Source organism: Gilliamella sp. ESL0250, assembly GCF_013345045.1.
Classification (GTDB): Bacteria; Pseudomonadota; Gammaproteobacteria; order Enterobacterales; family Orbaceae; genus Gilliamella; species Gilliamella apicola_H.
Genome location: NZ_JAAEDV010000018.1, coordinates 1 through 17,517 on the forward strand (window position 1 = coordinate 1; position 17,517 = coordinate 17,517).

The window sequence follows — 17,517 nt, forward strand, 5'->3', positions numbered from 1 at the left end:
AAGCGTATCAACAAATAGATGCCGAGTATAAAAAAATTAAGGAATAAAAATCTCCAAATTATCATTGGCGTAATTTTAGTATTTATTTGGCTTTAAATTATCAATCTTATGATATGGAGTTCTTTTTTGACGATATTCGTAATGATACTGATGAAAACGCTGCATTAATTTATGCCGGTGGGCTGCATGTACATATTAAACTGCCCAATTTTGATGCACAAAGCCGTTATACCTGTATGGTCTATCTAACAGATTCTGAAGAGCAATCGGCTAAGGTCAAAATTGAAAAAGGTAAAGACGATAAACATTTGCATGTTACGGTATCACCCAATCAATGTAATTATGATTTAGTGCGCTGGGTCAAATCGAAAGCTTATCCTATCAAATCAAATATAAATAATACCGTGGCGATAGACCAAAAAGTTGCCGAATTAAGGTTAAAAGCGAAAAAAGTGATTGGTATATTACATTACTGGCAAGGTAAAGACGCCAAATCGCCACTACGCATTGAACATATTATCAATTAAAAAAACAAAAAAGGGAGAACGTAATAATGCCATCTAAATATCAACCGCAAGTTTCCGCATGGCGCGAGGATTTGCCTAAATGGGTATATACAACAAAATTACATTTAAGTAATAATAAAAAATTACGTTATGCTAATGATGATTATTGTGAATTTTCAAGAAGTTTTACAGGAATGAGATTTTTTTTTCGTTTGGTGACTATTTTTTTTTCATTAATAGTTATTTTATTTTTAATATTTGCACTCTATTTAACTTTACCAAGTGTTTTGAGGGGAACTAAACATGAAATGTTGTTGTTAATGTGCTGTTTTATAGGTTTTTTTTTGATTTATTTTTTCTTTCAGATGTTTTTGAGTGTTATTTTTGCTCCTGAAGATTGCCCAATACGATTAAATCGTAAAACGGGTAAGGTTTATATTTATGATCACTTTATTTTATATTTTGGTTTATGGGAAATTTTTACTCGTTCCCCTTTTAGAGCCAAAGAGATCAGTGTTAAAGAGTTTAATTGGGCAGATATTCAGGGTTGTATGACCTCAGTATCAGTTCCTCTTGCTAGTGGCGGAATGGTTAGAAGCTATCGTCTAGAATGTGTGGTATGTGAGCCTAATACCACTAAAGTGATTGACCATTTTCTACTAGCAGCCTATAGCAGTTTAAGCTATGACGAATGGATGTGGATAAATAACTATATGGCCTTTTCGGATAATAATTTGGATGCGGAATTGATGCCAGAAGAAGAGTTCACATGGCCAATCAAAGTCAACTGGCCAGAAGAAATCGACAAAAAATCCAAAGCCAGCTCGCTTAAAGCGTATCAACAAATAGATGCCGAGTATAAAAAAATTAAGGAATAAAAATCTCCAAATTATCATTGGCGTAATTTTAGTATTTATTTGGCTTTAAATTATCAATCTTATGATATGGAGTTCTTTTTGGACGATATTCGTAATGATTCAGATGAAAACGCTGCATTAATTTATGCTGGTGGGTTGCATGTGCATATTAAACTGCCCAATTTTGATGCGCAAAGCCGTTATGTCTGTATGGTCTATCTAACAGATTCTGAAGAGCAATCGGCTAAGGTCAAAATTGCAAAAGGTAAAGACGATAAACATTTGCATGTTACGGTATCACCCAATCAATGTAATTATGATTTAGTGCGCTGGGTTGCTTCTAAAGATTATCCTATCGAATCAAATATAAATAATACTGTGGCGATAGACCAAAAAGTTGCCGAATTAAGGGTAAAAGCGAAAAAAGTGGTTGGCATATTACATTACTGGCAAGGTAAAGACGCCAAATCGCCACTGCGCATTGAACATATTATCAATTAAAAAAGGAGAATGTAATAATGCCATCCAAATATCAACCACAAGTTTCCGCATGGCGTGAGGATTTGCATAAATGGGTATATACAACAAAATTACATTTAAGTAATAATAAAAAATTACGTTATGCTAATGATGATTATTGTGAATTTTCAAGACGATTAACAGGGATGAATCCTTTACTTCGTATATTTATGATTACTATTGTGTTACTTTGTAATTTATTATCTATATGGGGGTTATCATGGATCATACCAAGTACTATTATAGACACTAAGGGCAATATAATAGTTATACCATGTTGTTTATTATTAATATTTTTTATTTATTTTTTTTTCCTAATGGCTTCGAATATTTTTTTTTCTCCTGAAGATTGTCCAATACGTTTTAATCGAAAAACAGGTAAAGTTTATATTTATGACCATTTTCTTTTATATTTTGGTTCGTTAGAAACATTTACTCGCTCACCTTTAAAAGTAAAAGAAATAACGGTTAAGGAGTTTAATTGGGCAGATATTCAGGGGTGTATGACCTCTGTATCAGTTCCTCTTGCTAGTGGCGGAATGGTTAGAAGCTATCGTCTAGAATGTGTGGTATGTGAGCCTAATACCACTAAAGTGATTGACCATTTTCTACTAGCAGCCTATAGCAGTTTAAGCTATGACGAATGGATGTGGATAAATAACTATATGGCCTTTTATGATAATAATTTGGATGCGGAATTAATGCCAGAAGAAGAGTTCACATGGCCAATCAAAGTCAACTGGCCAGAAGAACTCGACAAAAAATCCAAAGCCAGCTCGCTTAAAGCGTATCAACAAATAGATGCCGAGTATAAAAAAATTAAGGAATAAATAATGCCATCCAAATATCAACCACAGGTCTCATGCTGGCGCGAAGATTTATACAAAGGGGTTTATACAACGCGCCATTATTTAAGTAATAATAAAAAATTACGTTATGCTAATGATGATTATTGTGAATTTTCTCGGCGAACAAAGGGATGGGAGTGGATTCCGCGTTGGGTTACTATTATTTGTTTAATAATGCTTATTTTATTGTCGTTTTTCGTAGTATATATTACATCTTATGTTATTATTTTTGAAACAGAAGGGAAACTTATATTTATACCTCTTTGGTTATTGTGCATTTATTTAATATATTTATTCTTACAGCTTGTTTTCTATCTATTATATGCTCCTGAAGATTGCCCAATACGTTTTAATCGAAAAACAGGTAAAGTTTATATTTATGACCATTTTCTTTTATATTTTGGTTCGTTAGAAACATTTACTCGCTCACCCTTTAGAGTGAAAGAGATAACGATGAAAGAGTTTGATTGGGCAGATATTCAAGGCGTCATGACGTCAGTATCGGCACCGATTTCTGGTGGTGGAATGGTCAGAACTTACCGTATAGAGTGTGTGGTATGTGAGCCTAATACCACTAATGTAATTGACCACTTTACTTTTTGTACAGATAGTAGTTTAAGCTACAATGAATGGATGTGGGTGAATAGTTTTATGGAATTTTCGGATAAAAACCTAGATACCGAACAGATGCCAGATGAATATGAGTGGTCGGTAAAAATCAATTGGTCAGAAGAACTCGACAAAAAATCCAAAGCCAGCTCGCTTGAAGAGTATCAACAAATAGATGCACAATATCAACAGGTAGGAAATCAATAATACAAATATGAAAAAATAAAGGAAATGAAAAATGAGTAAATTACGCGGAGTTATTCGGTTAGGGGATTTGACAGATCATGGTGGAAAAGTCATTACTGCTTCATCGACAATGACAGTTTTAGGCAAACCTGTTGCTCGAGTGGGGGATTTAGTCAGTTGTCCAATAAAAGGCCATGGAATTAATCCTATTATTGAGGGCGAATCAACTTTTTCCGATCAAGGTAAGCAAGTCGCTTTAGATGGTTATAAAAGCGGTTGTGGTTGTTCTTTAATCTCATCATTATCCGAGGTAGGAAAAAGCTAATGTCTGTCGATTTAACATTACTGCCAGCCCCGTTGTCTGATGCTAAAAAAATGAATTTTTGGTTCTGGGGTGTTTTGCTTATCGTGTTCATTCTGCTTGGTTGTATCATTACAGTTACACTCAGCTTTTTTTATGACATATCAGATATCCTTTTTATTTCAGGCCTGTTTGCTTTCCCTGTTGTTTCTTGGCTGTTTATATTTTTATATGGTGTTTATCTCTATGGTAATCGTCTAGCTTATATTGAACAGTGGAATTTATGCATAGAAAAGCGTAAACAAAAATTGATTCATTATGGGCAAAGAGGATTATATGTTTTAGGCTTTTCACTTATTACAGAACAGGGCGAAACAAGAAATGCCGCCTCTATCGTTAATAATGATTTTTTTATGATAAGTAAATTACACCGCAATAGTGGCATTGTTATTCCCCATACGACTTTATCTATGATTGATGATATGAAATCTGAAAGCTTTGATGAGCGTTTAAAATTTATTTTTACTCGTTTTGAAAAAGCATACAAAGCTAAATTTGCAACCGTGTTAACACAATCAAATTTGCATGTTAGGTTATTTATTGATGCTGAAGTTTCAAACGATAAAATAAAGGCATTATGGATGGAAACATTGGGAAAAAGAATTTGTCATCCTGCTAGCTTTGAAATTGAAGAGCCCAGCCAATCATCTACATTTATAGAAACATGGTTAGACAATAGTGCTCATGATGATGAGTTGCTTTTGGTGATTAATACACATCTGTTTTCTGCTCCAATTAAAGATGAAGGTGAGTTTGCTTCAATGCTAGTTCTAGCAGGGGAAAAGGTAAATAGAGCGCCATTTTTTCCTACTGTTAATTCGCCATTAATAAAAGTTCATCGTAGTGAACAAAAAACGGAATTCACGCAAACTATTGAGCATGCTTTATTGTGGGGCAGTGCCGATGATAACAATTACGGCGGGGTTTGGTATAGCGGTATTTCGTCAGATTTTAAAAATGAAATTATGCACCACTTTAATCAAATTCAATTTGAAGCAAAAAATCATTTTGATATCGATACTTCAATTGGTTATGCTGGCTATTGTTCATATTGGTTGGCATTAGTGTTAGCCATTGAAAATGTATCTATAAAAAAAGATAAACAATTGATCATGGTAGGTAAAACACAACTTACCGCTTCGGTTGTGTCATGTTTGCAAGAAAATAACACTTGTTAAGCGTTTAAGGTAATATATCGCTATGTTAAATGTGCATTTTATTTTTATATTAAAAACTGATTATTTTAAACTATTTGCATTAATTTAAAATAATCAGTTAACTTTTTGCTTTTATACTATTTGGTATATACTGGGGGTACTGTTTTATCTATATTTATTTTTTATGCTAAAGCGAAGTATTCATCTTTTTATTGCGCTGTTTGCAATCTCTATTATAGCCATGGAAACTTACATTTATTGGCATACTAAATTTCGTCCTTGGCAACCCGAATCTTCAATAGGGCGAATAATTTATTATTATAGTTTCTTTACGGTTTTATCAAATTTAATGTTAGCATTGAGTTGTTTTTGGCTAGCTATCAATCCTAATTGTCATCGATATAGTTTTAAAGTTATTCGTTTGAATGGTTTAGTAGGTGTGATTATAACAACTATTGTGTATAACATAGTGTTAAGAAGCATTCATACTCCACCTCCTAATGTATTATTGAAAATTGCTAATGAAAGTTTGCATGTGGTTATTCCTGCTTTGGGATTATTGAGCTGGTTTATTTTTGGACCATTTCGACGAATTGATTTAAAAGTCATTATGGGGGCGTTATTGTCAATGATTGGATATGGCATTTATATTTTTGTGCGTGGCTATTATACCAATTTGTATCCATATCCTTTTATTAATGTTACGCAGATTGGTTATCCAAAAGCGCTGTTTGCTGTGAGTGAGGTTTTTTTGCTATTTGTGGGATTAGCCTTTTTATGTTGGGCAATTGAATATTTAAGGAGTCGAAAATGAAACTGTATATTTATGAGCACTGTCCTTTTTGTGTAAGGGCAAGAATGATTTTCGGTTTAAAAAACATATCGGTTGAATTGCAGGTATTGCTGAGTGATGATTTTCAATCGCCAGAGCGGATGATTGGCGAAAAAATGGCACCCATTTTACAAAAAGAGGATGGTAGCTATATGCCTGAAAGTTTAGATATAGTTGATTATATTGATAATAATTATGGTGGTGAGCCGATTTTAATTGGATCTAAATCTCCAAATATTGCAGAGTTAATCAAACAGTTACAACAATATGATTATAAGTTAGAGTGTCCTCGTTATATAAAACTCGGCTTAGCTGAATTTGCAACACAAAGCGCGATTGATTATTTTGCAACCAGTAAAGTCGGCAAATTAGGGTCATTTGATGAATGTTTAGCGCAAACTGATTCGTTAGTGTCTGCCGTATCTGCGGTATTAAATAAGCTTGAATTATTGATTGTTTCGCCAAATGCGTGTAATGGTCAATTATCTTTAGATGATATCTGTTTGTTTCCTGTCTTACGGAATTTGACGTGTGTTAAAAGCTTAACGTTTCCGCCTAAAATTAAAGCTTATATACAATCCATGGCAAAACTGAGTAAAGTTAATTTGTTTTTTGATAAAGCCATTTGATGAACAGCAAGTGGATCTGGCGTTTTAATTTATTGTAAAACTCAGGTGCAAGAAAACGCCAGATTGTTTACACTTCATGATTAAAATAATCTGCTAACAAGGTAACTCCCATTTGTTTGTTAGCAGGTAGGTTTGTAAGTTTTCGATTAATAAGATGGTGATCACACGTTTTAACAATTAGATACTACAAATCCTTAATGAATCACGAAACGGTATAGAATCCTGAATATTTTTTACAAAAATATGATCTAAAAGGCGAACACTATATCTTTATTAAAGTTTCTATCTTGTATTCGTTTGAGTTCAGACAACTTTTATTTTTGGATTGATACGATGAATATCCACGTTTTAACAATGAGATACTGCAAATTCTTAATGAATCACGAAACGGTATAGAATCCTGAATATTTTTTACAAAAATATAATCTAAAAGGCGAACACCATATCTTTATTAAAGTTTCTATCTTGTATTCGTTTGAGTTCAGACAACTTTTATTTTTGAGTTGATATGATGAATATCCACGTTTTAACAAATGAGATACTACAAATTCTTAATGAATCACGAAACGGTATAGAATCCTGAATATTTTTTACAAAAAATATAATCTAAAAGGCGAACAGTTGTATAAATATTCCATAGATAAGACACAATTGATGTAGAAAATTATGCTGCCTGTTTTCGTGTTTATATGCAATGAGAATTAGGTTATGTAATACCTGATGAGACCTTTCGGCTTTTTAAATGGAATGTTCAGGGTAGATGTTTGGTGTCAACATGAAACATTTTGCCTAGATAGGTTTTGTTATTGCCTTTAGCTTGCCGTTTTAATTTATCTTCAATGGATTTTTCAACTTTGACTAAACGTTTAATACCATAACGGAGGGGTATTTTCTTTATGATATCAGCGCTGTATGCTTTTCTGTAATAAGGCGTTAGTTTTGTTTTTTTTATGTATAACTATTACAGTCGTTTCTCAAATTATTGTAAATAACACGAGCAATTCCGACAACTAAGGTGATAAACAGGATAGCATGGTAAGAGAGAACAGGAAAATAAGAACAAAACCTGTTCTCTGTTTGGTTTGCTAATTAATTGCCTAATTTAAGATCAATCACTTCAATATTATCTTTACCACCATAAATATCATACCAAGGCGTGGCATATTGTTTTAATATCTTATTAAGGTGCTCAACATTTTCACGGCCAGTTTGATCTAACCAACGTTTTAATCCCTCTTTTCCACCTTTTGCATAGGCGGCAACGCCTTCAAACCAAGTAGCTCGTCCACCGAGGATGCCACTATATTTAGCCCCATTTTCACCAGCAAAAATGAGTTCTTGGTGGAAGGTTTTTGTTGGCACGCCTGCACTTAAATAAATGAAAGGACGCGTTGCGACATCGCTGGCTTGTTTAAAGTAGTCAGCAGCTTGTTTTTGCGTGTAGACAACGACGTTGTTGTCGTTAAAGCCTTCGACATTTTTAAAAAGCACAGGAACTTCGACTTTTAAAATATCAATGTAATATTGTTCTTTAGTAAATTCTTTAATGGTATTAATGACTTTTTGAGGTTTGATTTTTGCAAATTCTGGGCTTTTATCGTCAGTTATCTCGTTATCATATACTATAGGTTCAACAAAAACGGGAATATCGGCAGCTCTTGCCTCATTACCTAAACGTTCTAAAAAAGCGTGCTTTTTATCTAAAATATCTTGAGGATCATCAGGATTATAATAAACCAATACTTTTGCGGCATCTGCGTCTTTTTTTATTAAACGTTGTAATGAATCTTCGGGCAATATATCGGGCAATCGTCCTGGCGTATTGGCATCATAGCCCGTCTTTTCGTATGACATGATTAATCCAGCATTGCTATTTTTGGCAGCCATGCCTTTAAAGCCATATTCTTCATCTAACAAAATTGCACTGACATATTTAGTTAACTCTTGAGAGACAAGTTCCTTAAATTCATACACCATATCAATATGATAACGATCTTTGCCAACGGCCGATTCCATCATCTTAACCATTGAACCTCGTTGATCGATCGCTAACGCAGCGATAACGCCGTCTTGGTTTGATAATTGCTGCATACGTGTGAATTTGCCACGAGAAATACATTTTTTAGCCATTTTATAGCTCTCCGTTTAGTAAGATGTTTCATTGTAGTTTTTTTGTTTGGCTATTTATTAATCATTTGTGCTAGTTTTAGCGGTATTTTTAAAATAAGCGAACACAATTATTGCGCAACACATAATAATTGCGTTTAAGTTATCACTTGAGTGGATATCTTCTTTTAAAAAAGCAACTGTTAGCGTATAGTAGTTAATTACATTAAACTGTTTGTAAACAATAATTTACAAGGATGCACATGCAAAATGTAGTACCCCAAACATCGACAAGAACTCTAAATGCCAAAGACTATAAAACATTGGCACTCTCCGCATTAGGTGGGGCATTAGAATTTTATGACTTTATCATTTTTGTGTTTTTTTCAATAACCATTAGTCATCTTTTTTTTCCGAATGATATGCCTGATTGGCTGAGCCAAGTGCAAACCTTTGGTATTTTTGCCGCTGGATATTTAATACGTCCATTTGGAGGAATTGTTATGGCACACTTTGGCGATCGGTTTGGTCGCAAAAGGATGTTTACGCTAAGTATATTGCTTATGGCATTACCCACACTATTTATAGGTTGTTTACCCACATATACCCATATTGGTATTTTGGCACCTTTGTTGTTACTGTTTATGCGATTATGTCAAGGTTTAGCAGTCGGGGGTGAAGTTCCTGGTGCTTGGACTTTTGTTTCAGAGCATGTACCGAAAAATAAAATTGGATTGGCATGTGGCATTTTAACTAGTGGATTAAGTCTAGGTATTTTGCTCGGTTCGTTAGTTTCAACGGCTATGAATAAATGCTTATCTGCCGAACAACTCATTGATTGGGGATGGCGTATACCATTTATTATTGGTGGTGTTTTTGGATTGATTGCAATGTATTTACGTCGTTGGTTAAAAGAAACGCCAATTTTTCAGGAAATGCAAAAACGCAAACAACAAGAATTAGCTAAAAAAATACCGGTTATTACTGTGTTGACGGAGTATTTACCTCAGACTATTTTATCCATGTTACTCACTTGGGTGCTGTCTGCGGGGATTATGGTTATTATGCTAATGACGCCAATTTTATTACAAAAGCAATTTGGCTACTCACCAGTCGATGCGTTACAGGGCAATATATTAGCGATTATTGGGCTTATTATAAGTTGTACATTTTATGGCATGATGATGGATAAATTTGCTATGGGGAAAGTGATATTAATCGGTTGTGCTATTGCAACTGTTGTTATCGCTATTTTTTACCTCTCATTAGATAACCCGCACCTTTTATTTATGACTTATGCGTTAGCGGGTTTTAGTGTCGGTATTGTAGGTTCTTTTGCTTATTTTATGGTGACCGTGTTTCCTACTCAGATTCGTTACAGTGGCGTATCGTTTTCATTTAATATGGCTTACGCCATTGCGGGCGGATTAACACCTTTGTTGATCTCTTTTTTGAGTGATTTTATGAGCAAAATGGCGCCAGCTATCTATGTTATTGGATTATTTGGTTTCGGTGCATTGATTGGGTTATTTTTATTCATTAATAATAACAGCCAAAAATATATTGCTAAAGATCTTGCATAACAAATGCTAATCGTAGAGTTGATTATTTTATAATGGTAAATGGGAAGTATAAAAATTTGGTCTTGCTTCCCATTTAGCTGACTTACCTTATATTCATATCTGCCTGCTTTATTCATTTAAACGATATATCCATCTTATTTTGTCAAAAAGTTTCAGGAAAGGTTACGTTTTAGTATAGTTTATTAAAACATCAATACGATTTAGTAAAATTGTGAAACAACTCAAATTTTTTAAGCAGGATTAGGTTAAAATAAAAACAATGATATTTTAATTTTAAAATTTGCTAGGAGAAAAAATGAAAGCAGCAGTTATTAGACAAGAGTGTGACGGTCAAGTCGAAATTAAAGATATCCCTGTTCGCCCTTTACAAGCAGGAGAAGCACTCGTTGATGTTGAATATTGTGGCCTTTGCCATACAGACATCCATGTGGCATCGGGTGATTTTGGTAAAAAACCGGGGCGAGTTATTGGTCATGAAGGCGTTGGCATTGTGACTAAAATTGCGCATGATGTAAAAAGTTTGAAAATAGGTGATCGTGTCAGTATTGCTTGGTTTCATGCTGGTTGCGGTACTTGTGAGTATTGTATTTCAGGTAATGAGACATTTTGTCGAAATGCGTTAAATTCTGGTTATAGCGTTGATGGTGGCATGGCAGAACAATGCATTGTTAAAGCGGATTATGCTGTTAAAGTGCCAGAAGGGCTCGATCCTGCACAAGCAACTAGCGTGACATGCGCAGGTGTAACGACATATAAAGGGATTAAAGTGGCGAATACAAAACCAGGTCAATGGCTTGCTGTATTTGGTATTGGTGGATTAGGTACACTTGCTATTGAGTATGGTAAAAAAGTATTTAACAATAAAGTCGTTGCAATCAGCAACAGTGATAGTCAACTGGAATTATGCAAAAAACTAGGTGCGGATTTAGTCGTTAATCCTAAGAAAGTTGAGGATGTGGGGGCTTATATAAAAGAGCACACCGCAGGTGGTGTGCATGGCGCTGTGGTGACCTCGGTTACTAAAACTGCATTCAATCAAGCTATCAATTCAGTGCGCCCTTTAGGACGTGTAGTTGCATTGGGTTTGCCTTCTGAAAATATGGATTTGAGTATTCCTAAAACAGTATTAGATGGTATTCAAGTTTTAGGTTCACTGGTTGGTACTCGTGAAGATTTAGCTGAAGCATTTCAATTTAGTGCCGAAGGTAAAGTTGTGCCCATAGTCGAAAAAAGACCTTTGGAAGATATCAATGATATGATAGAGGAAATGAAAGCAGGTAAAATTCGAGGTCGTATGGTTGTTGATATGAAAATGAAGAAAAAGAAATAATTTTTCAAAAAATAGCGAATAAAAAGTCAGCTTTGTGCTGACTTTTTGTTTATTTTAGCATTCTGATTTTTGAAACTTTTTAATTAACTAAAATGAATCTTGCTTGTATTTTATAAATAAATCCCTATCATAACTAAATTTTTCACGTTTATTTATATATTTAAGGGGATCTTTATGGCAGATCACAATTTAGAAAATAACTTGCGGAAAGATCTTGGTTTAGTTTCTGCATTATCACTGGTTGTGGGAATGGTTTTAGGAGCAGGCGCTTTTATGAAACCGCCTGCAGTATTAGAGGTAGCAGGTGATTATCATTATGCACTGTTAGCATGGATAATTGGTGGTGTTATTTCTATTTGTGGCGGGTTAACACTTTGTGAACTCGGCGTAATGTTTCCAAAAACTGGGGGAATGCTCGTTTATTTAGAAAAAATCTATGGCGCTAAAATTTCTCATCTTTATGGTTGGATGATGACAGTGATTTTTTCACCTGCTTTGATTGGTGCATTAGTGGGTTATTTTAGTTCGGTGTTTTGTTCATTATTTGATATTGAAAATACGTACAAAATGGCAGTAGGTGCTGGAGCATTAGGTTTTATTGCTTTTATTAATGCAATTGGTGTCAAAGAAGCGGGGTATCTTCAAACTATTGCGACGGCTTGTAAATTGGTTCCAATAATGTTATTGGCGATATTTGGATTATGTGAAGGAAATGGGCAAGTTGCATTATTTAGTGCTAGTGGTCAAGGGATTGAGACATATGCCCCTTTTGCTGTTGCGATTTTAGCGACATTATTTGCCTATGATGGTTGGGCTCAAGTGGCATCGGTTGCGGGTGAAATTAATAAGCCAGCTAAAGTATTGCCTAAAGCCATTATTTTGGGAATTATATTTTTAGTCATTGTTTACGCTTGTATCAATATTGCCTTATTTAAAATTTTTCCAGTTCAAGAAATGGTCTCATTAGGACATGACGCTTCTTCTGTTGCATCACAACGCCTATTTGGGCATTTAGGTGGTAATTTGGTTGCAGTTGGTATTATGGTGTCAATTTTAGGCGGAATTAATGGCTATATTATGACATTATCACGTACTATTTTTAGTATGGCTGAGCGCGGCAATATTGTTGGTGCACGTTATTTAAGCACAATAGATGAAGACAGTCGTTCACCGGTAAATGCAATTTTAGTCCTTGTCGTTTTTTCATTTTTATACTCGGTATTATTAGATGCCGATCGTTTGTCTGAAATTTCGATGTTTTCTATTTGGGTTTTTTATTTATTAACATTTGTTGGTGTTATTATAGCTAGAAAAAAATACCCTACTATACCAAGATCTTATAAAGTCATTGGCTACCCCGTTATCCCTATTATTGCTATTGCAGGATCTCTTTATGTCATCTATGGTATGCTGGTTCATCAAACAGAAAATGGTATTGCCTCAATAGTGCTAACGTTACTAGGTTTACCTATGTACTATTACTATCAAAGTAAGAACCAAAATAGAGATCTTTCAGTTGGTGAAGTGAAAAAGTATCGTTTCAAAACCCAATATACTACTGCGATATTGGCAATAGCTGTTGTTGCTGTGTTAATCATTTATGGCGGTATGGCTAGTAAATAGTATTGTGGTGGCTGATTAAATAGTTTGTTTGATGCTATTTTATCGTAGCAATAAAAGAAACCAACAGTTTTTGGTTTCTTTTAATTAAGATAACACTGTTAAAGATAAGTCGAAATTAAACTATAAATGTGTTGATCGTAAAAAGTATCATTTAAATACTCAGCTTGCTTAAGTGTGCCTTCATAGCTAAAACCACATCGCTTGGCCACTTCATTGCTTTGCCTATTTGCAACAGAGCATTTAATAACGAATCGTTTAATGATTCGCTTTGTCGCATAATATTTTGTTAGGGCATTAATGGCTTGTGTCATAATCCCTTGTCCTTGAACTCGGCTATCTAACCAATAACCAAGGTAGGCTGTTTTATTATTTTGATCGATTTGATTAAAAGAAAGCATCCCTACAGCATGATTATTCAACATAATGACATAATTTTTTGACTGATTATTTTGATGTTTTGCTAAACAAGAATCTAAGAAATCAGCGGTATCTTTTGGGTGAATTACAAACTTAGACCATGCCATAAATTGGCTAAAATAATCTCGGTTAAAATCTATAACACGATACAACTCAGCAGCGAGCTCTTTTGCTGGTGGTTGTAGAGAAATATGTTTATTAACATAAATACTCGCTTGTTTGGTATTGTTCATGTTTATTTCTTTCTTTTTTATGCCTAAATGTTTAATCTTATGGTTGGATATAGTGGTTGTAAATGAAAAATTTCTGATGGTTAATATAAAGCAAGAATGGCATTTTGCTTATGATTGGGTTATTTTCGTTGCCATAATTTTTAATTTTTCGATATTAATCGCTTGGATAAAGCCCCTAATATGATTAGAGGCTATAGTAAGTATGCTTAATTTTTTGCATCCACTTTAGGTTTAGCTACATAATTATAAATAACTAATATGGCAAAAATAGCCATAAAAATACCCATTATCATATCTTTATTAAACCATTTAGCCATATTACCAAGAATAATTCCAATACCACAAAAATCGACATCCGAGAAAGTCGTATTAGCAAAACCTAGTGATCCTAATACTGGTAATAGCATAACAGGCAAAAATGTGACTAATAAACCATTCGCAAACGCGCCTAGTATTGCCCCACAACGTCCTCCCGTTGCATTGCCAAATACACCAGCAGTAGCGCCGCAAAAGAAATGGGGAACAACACCCGGCAATATGAGGACTAAGTCTAATTGCCCTAGAACAAATAATCCGACTAAACCACCAAGGAAGCTAAATAAAAAACCAATGAGTACTGCATTAGGTGCATATGGGAATACTACAGGACAATCAAGAGCCGGTTTGGCATTAGGGACTAATTTTTCCGAAAAACCTGTAAAGGCAGGTACAATTTCAGCTAGAATTAATCGCACACCTTGAAGAATAATAAATACTCCGGCAGCAAATGTAATTGCTTCTATAATCGCATAAACTAAATAATTATCACCTTTACTGAGATTGGTTTCGACATAGCTTGCACCAGCAGATATTGCTAAAATAAGATAGATAATCATCATTGTTAATGAGATTGAAATTGAGCTATCTCGCAAAAAGCTTAAGTTTTTAGGTAAATTCATCTCTTCGGTTGAACGAGAGTTTTTACCCACAGCTTGCCCAAGCCACCCTGCTAACACATAACCTAAAGTACCAAAATGTCCAAATGCAACATCATCATTACCGGTAATCTTACGCATATGTGGTTGTGCTAACGCAGGGAAAAATGCCATAATTAATCCCAGAACTAATGAACCTGTGAACACGAGTTGCCAGCCTTGAAAACCCGCTACGGTTAAAATAATACTAATCATACAAGCCATATAAAACGTATGATGTCCTGTCAAAAAAATAAATTTTAAGCGTGTAAACCGTGCGACCACAATATTGGCGATCATACCCAATGCCATAATTAATGCTGTTGCTGCACCGAATTCATTTAATGCCATAGAAACAATGGCTTCATTATTAGGAATGATACCTTGTAATTTAAAAGCTTGTTCAAACATTATGCCTAGTGGGGTAATTGCACTAATAAGTACACTTGCACCACCACTTAATACCAAAAAACCTAAAATTGTTTTAACTGTGCCTTTTACGGTATCAGCAAATGATTTATGTTGGGCAATTAGCCCAACCATCGCAATTAAACCGACTAATATCGCAGGTACTTTTAAAATATCTACAATAAATTTTACGATTTCTTGAATCATGGCAACACCTCATAGGTTGATTAGTACTTAGCAAAATGTTCAACAAGTTTTGATTCTAAATCATTGATATCAATAATATTGTTTAGTACAACTAATTTATTGTCAGGAATACCTGAACTGGCAGCTAAATCTTTTGTCATGACAAATAAATCAGCTTGATCTGGTGTTGCTGAAGCAAGATCGGCATGTGTAACCTCTGCATCAATGTTTAATTTTTTAAGAACTTTTTTGATGTTCATTTCAACCATAAAGCTACTACCAAGACCTGAACCACAAACTGCCATAATTTTCATTTTGTTTATCCTTTTATTGAGTTTAATTAAATTTAATAATGGTTGATAACAGACAATATTTGAGCAGGGGTTTGCGCATTAAAAATTGTCTGGATATCATTTTGTGTACCAAATAGTGCTGCCAATTGAGTTAATATTTCAATATGACTAGTACTATCACTTGCTGCTAATAAAGTAATTAAATAAACAGGATCGTTTTCTTCTGAATTAAATTTGACGCCTTTTTTGACCAATAGCATTGATAGACCTAATTGGTTTACGCCCTGTTCTGGTCTTGCATGTGGCATCGCAATACCTGGAGCCAAGACATAATAAGGGCCAATTGATTCATGTAATTTGAAAATGGCTTGAATATAATCAGGTGAAATAGTGTTATTTTGTAATAACGGTTTTGCACAAAGTTGTATCGCTGTTTGCCAATCCTCGATTGAATCAACAATATTGACCGTTTGGCTAGTTAACCATTTTGCTAACATTTTTCCTCCGCTAAATTTGATCTCATTGAGAACTTATTAGGAAATTAACACACAGCGTAATAATAGAAATAAAAAAAAATAAGAAATGTGATAGCGCTATCAAAGTTGATAAAATTTTCATCCATTATGTGATGTAGTTAACATTTTCAATAAATTAATCAGAAAATGCCTACTTTTGCCGAATAATATTATTTAAAAAATTGTGATTTAAAAGACAGATCCATAACCTTTTATGAGGTTATGATACATCCACTGTTAATTGGCTATCATTGACATGCAATTGGAGTGAAAGATGCAGGATATAAAAAAACGCAGAAGTACAGGACAGGTTACTTTATTTGATGTGGCTAAATTTGCGGGTGTTGGCTCTATGACGGTATCTCGTGCTTTGCGTAGCCCAGAGCGTGTCTCTGATAAACTTCGTAAAAAGATTCAAATTGCCATTGATACGTTAGGGTATAAACCAAATGTTGCAGCTAGCTTGTTAGCATCCGCATCAGCTAATCAGGTCATCGCAATTATAACGACTAAGATCTATGATCACGCCACTCAATTGTTACTTAATGCGTTACAAGCAAGCTTGGCACAAGAAGGATATACTATATTAATCATTGAATCTTACCACTATCTTAAATGTGAATCACAATTATTAAATACACTATATAGCCATAATCTTGAAGCAATACTCCTTTTTTATGTTGAAAGTGATGATTTTATTCGACAGTTAGCTAGAAATAAAACCGTTCAAGTTATGAATATTGGCAAGCAATATGATGAATTAACCAATCTGAATGTGGGATTGGATGATAGTTTAGCAATGTATATGTTGACTGAACATGTGATCAAAAAAGGTTATCGATCTATTGGTTTGCTTTGTGCTAACCAGCAATACTACCTTTTTCAACAACGGTTACATGGCTGGCATAAAGCAATGCTAAATCATCATTTATCTACGCATAGGGTCATACATGCTGCAAAGCCTGCTAATTTTAGTACAGGAAGTGAATTACTACCGGATGTACTTTTGAATTGGCCTGAGATCGATGCCTTAATCTGTACGACAGATGAATTAGCATGTGGCGTGCTTTATGAGTGTCAACGGCGGCACATAGGCGTTCCATATCAATTAGCGGTAAGTGGGTTTGGCGATAGCGAGTTTAGTAAAGTCAGTTTTCCACCATTAACAACCGTTGCGCAGCCGTCTAAGCAAATTGGCAAATATATAGCTAATTTATTGTTAAATCAGTTAAGAAATGAAACTAATTATCAATCAGACTTCTCAGCGTTAGCGCCGATGATTCAATCAAGAGATAGTTTATAGTTTTTGTTAGTCTGAAATAATAAAATGAAATGTGCTGACTTGATAAGTATCGCTTCTTTTATT

18 protein-coding genes and 1 pseudogene are annotated in these 17,517 nt (G+C 34.4%); 13 read left to right on the plus strand and 6 right to left on the minus strand.

Annotated features, from left to right (window positions below; genetic code table 11):
- The first annotated feature begins 86 nt into the window (after positions 1 to 86).
- The 9 genes from GYY69_RS11980 (at position 87) to grxB (ending at position 6,504) form a co-directional block, all read left to right on the plus strand.
- Positions 87 to 527, plus strand: coding sequence for a hypothetical protein (locus GYY69_RS11980; protein WP_174797889.1), 441 nt, complete (start codon positions 87 to 89; stop codon positions 525 to 527).
- A 26-nt stretch (positions 528 to 553) separates the two neighbouring features.
- Positions 554 to 1,384, plus strand: coding sequence for a DUF6708 domain-containing protein (locus GYY69_RS11985; protein ID WP_174797890.1), 831 nt, complete (start codon positions 554 to 556; stop codon positions 1,382 to 1,384).
- 78 nt (positions 1,385 to 1,462) lie between these two features.
- A complete protein-coding gene (locus GYY69_RS11990; protein ID WP_174797891.1) occupies positions 1,463 to 1,864 on the plus strand; it encodes a hypothetical protein in 402 nt (133 codons plus the stop codon).
- A 17-nt stretch (positions 1,865 to 1,881) separates the two neighbouring features.
- Complete coding sequence (locus GYY69_RS11995; RefSeq protein WP_174797892.1) at positions 1,882 to 2,712, plus strand: DUF6708 domain-containing protein; 831 nt, start codon at positions 1,882 to 1,884, stop codon at positions 2,710 to 2,712.
- Between the two features lie 3 nt (positions 2,713 to 2,715).
- The gene (locus GYY69_RS12000; protein ID WP_174797893.1) at positions 2,716 to 3,546 is read left to right on the plus strand and encodes a DUF6708 domain-containing protein; all 831 of its coding nucleotides are present in this window, start codon (positions 2,716 to 2,718) and stop codon (positions 3,544 to 3,546) included.
- Positions 3,547 to 3,577: 31 nt separating this feature from the next.
- Positions 3,578 to 3,850: a PAAR domain-containing protein gene (locus tag GYY69_RS12005; protein WP_174797894.1), complete on the plus strand. Its 273-nt coding sequence runs from the start codon at positions 3,578 to 3,580 to the stop codon at positions 3,848 to 3,850.
- On the plus strand, positions 3,850 to 5,064 hold the full coding sequence (locus GYY69_RS12010) for a hypothetical protein (RefSeq protein ID WP_174797895.1): 1,215 nt from the start codon (positions 3,850 to 3,852) through the stop codon (positions 5,062 to 5,064). The genes GYY69_RS12005 and GYY69_RS12010 overlap by 1 nt, the downstream gene beginning before the upstream one ends.
- Before the next feature lie 163 nt (positions 5,065 to 5,227).
- Positions 5,228 to 5,857, plus strand: coding sequence for a Pr6Pr family membrane protein (locus GYY69_RS12015; RefSeq protein WP_174797896.1), 630 nt, complete (start codon positions 5,228 to 5,230; stop codon positions 5,855 to 5,857).
- The gene (gene grxB, locus GYY69_RS12020; protein ID WP_174797897.1) at positions 5,854 to 6,504 is read left to right on the plus strand and encodes a glutaredoxin 2; all 651 of its coding nucleotides are present in this window, start codon (positions 5,854 to 5,856) and stop codon (positions 6,502 to 6,504) included. Before GYY69_RS12015 ends, grxB begins: the two co-directional genes overlap by 4 nt.
- A gap of 754 nt (positions 6,505 to 7,258) precedes the next feature.
- Here grxB and GYY69_RS13240 read toward each other — a convergent pair.
- Together GYY69_RS13240 and GYY69_RS12025 are read right to left on the minus strand one after the other, a co-directional pair.
- Positions 7,259 to 7,384, minus strand: a pseudogene (locus GYY69_RS13240) (IS481 family transposase); the annotation flags it as partial.
- 209 nt (positions 7,385 to 7,593) lie between these two features.
- Complete coding sequence (locus tag GYY69_RS12025; protein WP_174797898.1) at positions 7,594 to 8,634, minus strand: tagatose 1,6-diphosphate aldolase; 1,041 nt, start codon at positions 8,632 to 8,634, stop codon at positions 7,594 to 7,596.
- 239 nt (positions 8,635 to 8,873) lie between these two features.
- On the opposite strand from GYY69_RS12025, the gene GYY69_RS12030 reads away from it, so the two are divergent.
- From GYY69_RS12030 to GYY69_RS12040, 3 genes are all read left to right on the plus strand, one after another.
- A complete protein-coding gene (locus GYY69_RS12030) occupies positions 8,874 to 10,193 on the plus strand; it encodes an MFS transporter (RefSeq protein ID WP_202985012.1) in 1,320 nt (439 codons plus the stop codon).
- A gap of 295 nt (positions 10,194 to 10,488) precedes the next feature.
- Positions 10,489 to 11,523 carry an alcohol dehydrogenase AdhP gene (adhP, locus tag GYY69_RS12035; protein ID WP_174797900.1) on the plus strand — a complete coding sequence of 345 codons (1,035 nt, stop codon included), beginning with the start codon at positions 10,489 to 10,491 and terminating at the stop codon, positions 11,521 to 11,523.
- A 174-nt stretch (positions 11,524 to 11,697) separates the two neighbouring features.
- Positions 11,698 to 13,146: an APC family permease gene (locus GYY69_RS12040; protein WP_174797901.1), complete on the plus strand. Its 1,449-nt coding sequence runs from the start codon at positions 11,698 to 11,700 to the stop codon at positions 13,144 to 13,146.
- A gap of 98 nt (positions 13,147 to 13,244) precedes the next feature.
- Here GYY69_RS12040 and GYY69_RS12045 read toward each other — a convergent pair whose 3' ends face one another.
- The 4 genes from GYY69_RS12045 to GYY69_RS12060 form a co-directional block, all read right to left on the minus strand.
- Positions 13,245 to 13,796, minus strand: coding sequence for a GNAT family N-acetyltransferase (locus tag GYY69_RS12045; RefSeq protein WP_174797902.1), 552 nt, complete (start codon positions 13,794 to 13,796; stop codon positions 13,245 to 13,247).
- Positions 13,797 to 14,002: 206 nt separating this feature from the next.
- Positions 14,003 to 15,364 (minus strand): PTS ascorbate transporter subunit IIC, encoded by a 1,362-nt coding sequence (locus tag GYY69_RS12050; protein WP_174797903.1) that lies wholly within the window; start codon positions 15,362 to 15,364, stop codon positions 14,003 to 14,005.
- Between the two features lie 20 nt (positions 15,365 to 15,384).
- Positions 15,385 to 15,657, minus strand: a complete 273-nt coding sequence (locus GYY69_RS12055; RefSeq protein ID WP_174797904.1) for a PTS sugar transporter subunit IIB — start codon at positions 15,655 to 15,657, stop codon at positions 15,385 to 15,387.
- Between the two features lie 32 nt (positions 15,658 to 15,689).
- On the minus strand, positions 15,690 to 16,133 hold the full coding sequence (locus GYY69_RS12060; protein ID WP_174797905.1) for a PTS sugar transporter subunit IIA: 444 nt from the start codon (positions 16,131 to 16,133) through the stop codon (positions 15,690 to 15,692).
- Positions 16,134 to 16,425: 292 nt separating this feature from the next.
- Here GYY69_RS12060 and GYY69_RS12065 point away from each other — a divergent pair, with 292 nt between their 5' ends.
- A complete protein-coding gene (locus GYY69_RS12065) occupies positions 16,426 to 17,454 on the plus strand; it encodes a LacI family DNA-binding transcriptional regulator (protein ID WP_174797906.1) in 1,029 nt (342 codons plus the stop codon).
- Positions 17,455 to 17,517 lie beyond the last annotated feature (63 nt).

What these genes read in the sequence shown, in the direction of transcription:
- GYY69_RS12040 (WP_174797901.1), top strand. Translation starts at nt 11,698, where the DNA reads ATGGCAGATCACAATTTAGAAAATAACTTGCGGAAAGATCTTGGTTTA.
- GYY69_RS12055 (WP_174797904.1), bottom strand. Translation starts at nt 15,657, where the DNA reads ATGAAAATTATGGCAGTTTGTGGTTCAGGTCTTGGTAGTAGCTTTATG.
- GYY69_RS11985 (WP_174797890.1), top strand. Translation starts at nt 554, where the DNA reads ATGCCATCTAAATATCAACCGCAAGTTTCCGCATGGCGCGAGGATTTG.
- GYY69_RS12005 (WP_174797894.1), top strand. Translation starts at nt 3,578, where the DNA reads ATGAGTAAATTACGCGGAGTTATTCGGTTAGGGGATTTGACAGATCAT.
- GYY69_RS12025 (WP_174797898.1), bottom strand. Translation starts at nt 8,634, where the DNA reads ATGGCTAAAAAATGTATTTCTCGTGGCAAATTCACACGTATGCAGCAA.
- grxB (WP_174797897.1), top strand. Translation starts at nt 5,854, where the DNA reads ATGAAACTGTATATTTATGAGCACTGTCCTTTTTGTGTAAGGGCAAGA.
- GYY69_RS12030 (WP_202985012.1), top strand. Translation starts at nt 8,874, where the DNA reads ATGCAAAATGTAGTACCCCAAACATCGACAAGAACTCTAAATGCCAAA.
- GYY69_RS12065 (WP_174797906.1), top strand. Translation starts at nt 16,426, where the DNA reads ATGCAGGATATAAAAAAACGCAGAAGTACAGGACAGGTTACTTTATTT.
- GYY69_RS12045 (WP_174797902.1), bottom strand. Translation starts at nt 13,796, where the DNA reads ATGAACAATACCAAACAAGCGAGTATTTATGTTAATAAACATATTTCT.
- GYY69_RS11995 (WP_174797892.1), top strand. Translation starts at nt 1,882, where the DNA reads ATGCCATCCAAATATCAACCACAAGTTTCCGCATGGCGTGAGGATTTG.
- GYY69_RS12010 (WP_174797895.1), top strand. Translation starts at nt 3,850, where the DNA reads ATGTCTGTCGATTTAACATTACTGCCAGCCCCGTTGTCTGATGCTAAA.
- GYY69_RS12060 (WP_174797905.1), bottom strand. Translation starts at nt 16,133, where the DNA reads ATGTTAGCAAAATGGTTAACTAGCCAAACGGTCAATATTGTTGATTCA.
- GYY69_RS12015 (WP_174797896.1), top strand. Translation starts at nt 5,228, where the DNA reads ATGCTAAAGCGAAGTATTCATCTTTTTATTGCGCTGTTTGCAATCTCT.
- GYY69_RS12050 (WP_174797903.1), bottom strand. Translation starts at nt 15,364, where the DNA reads ATGATTCAAGAAATCGTAAAATTTATTGTAGATATTTTAAAAGTACCT.
- GYY69_RS12000 (WP_174797893.1), top strand. Translation starts at nt 2,716, where the DNA reads ATGCCATCCAAATATCAACCACAGGTCTCATGCTGGCGCGAAGATTTA.
- adhP (WP_174797900.1), top strand. Translation starts at nt 10,489, where the DNA reads ATGAAAGCAGCAGTTATTAGACAAGAGTGTGACGGTCAAGTCGAAATT.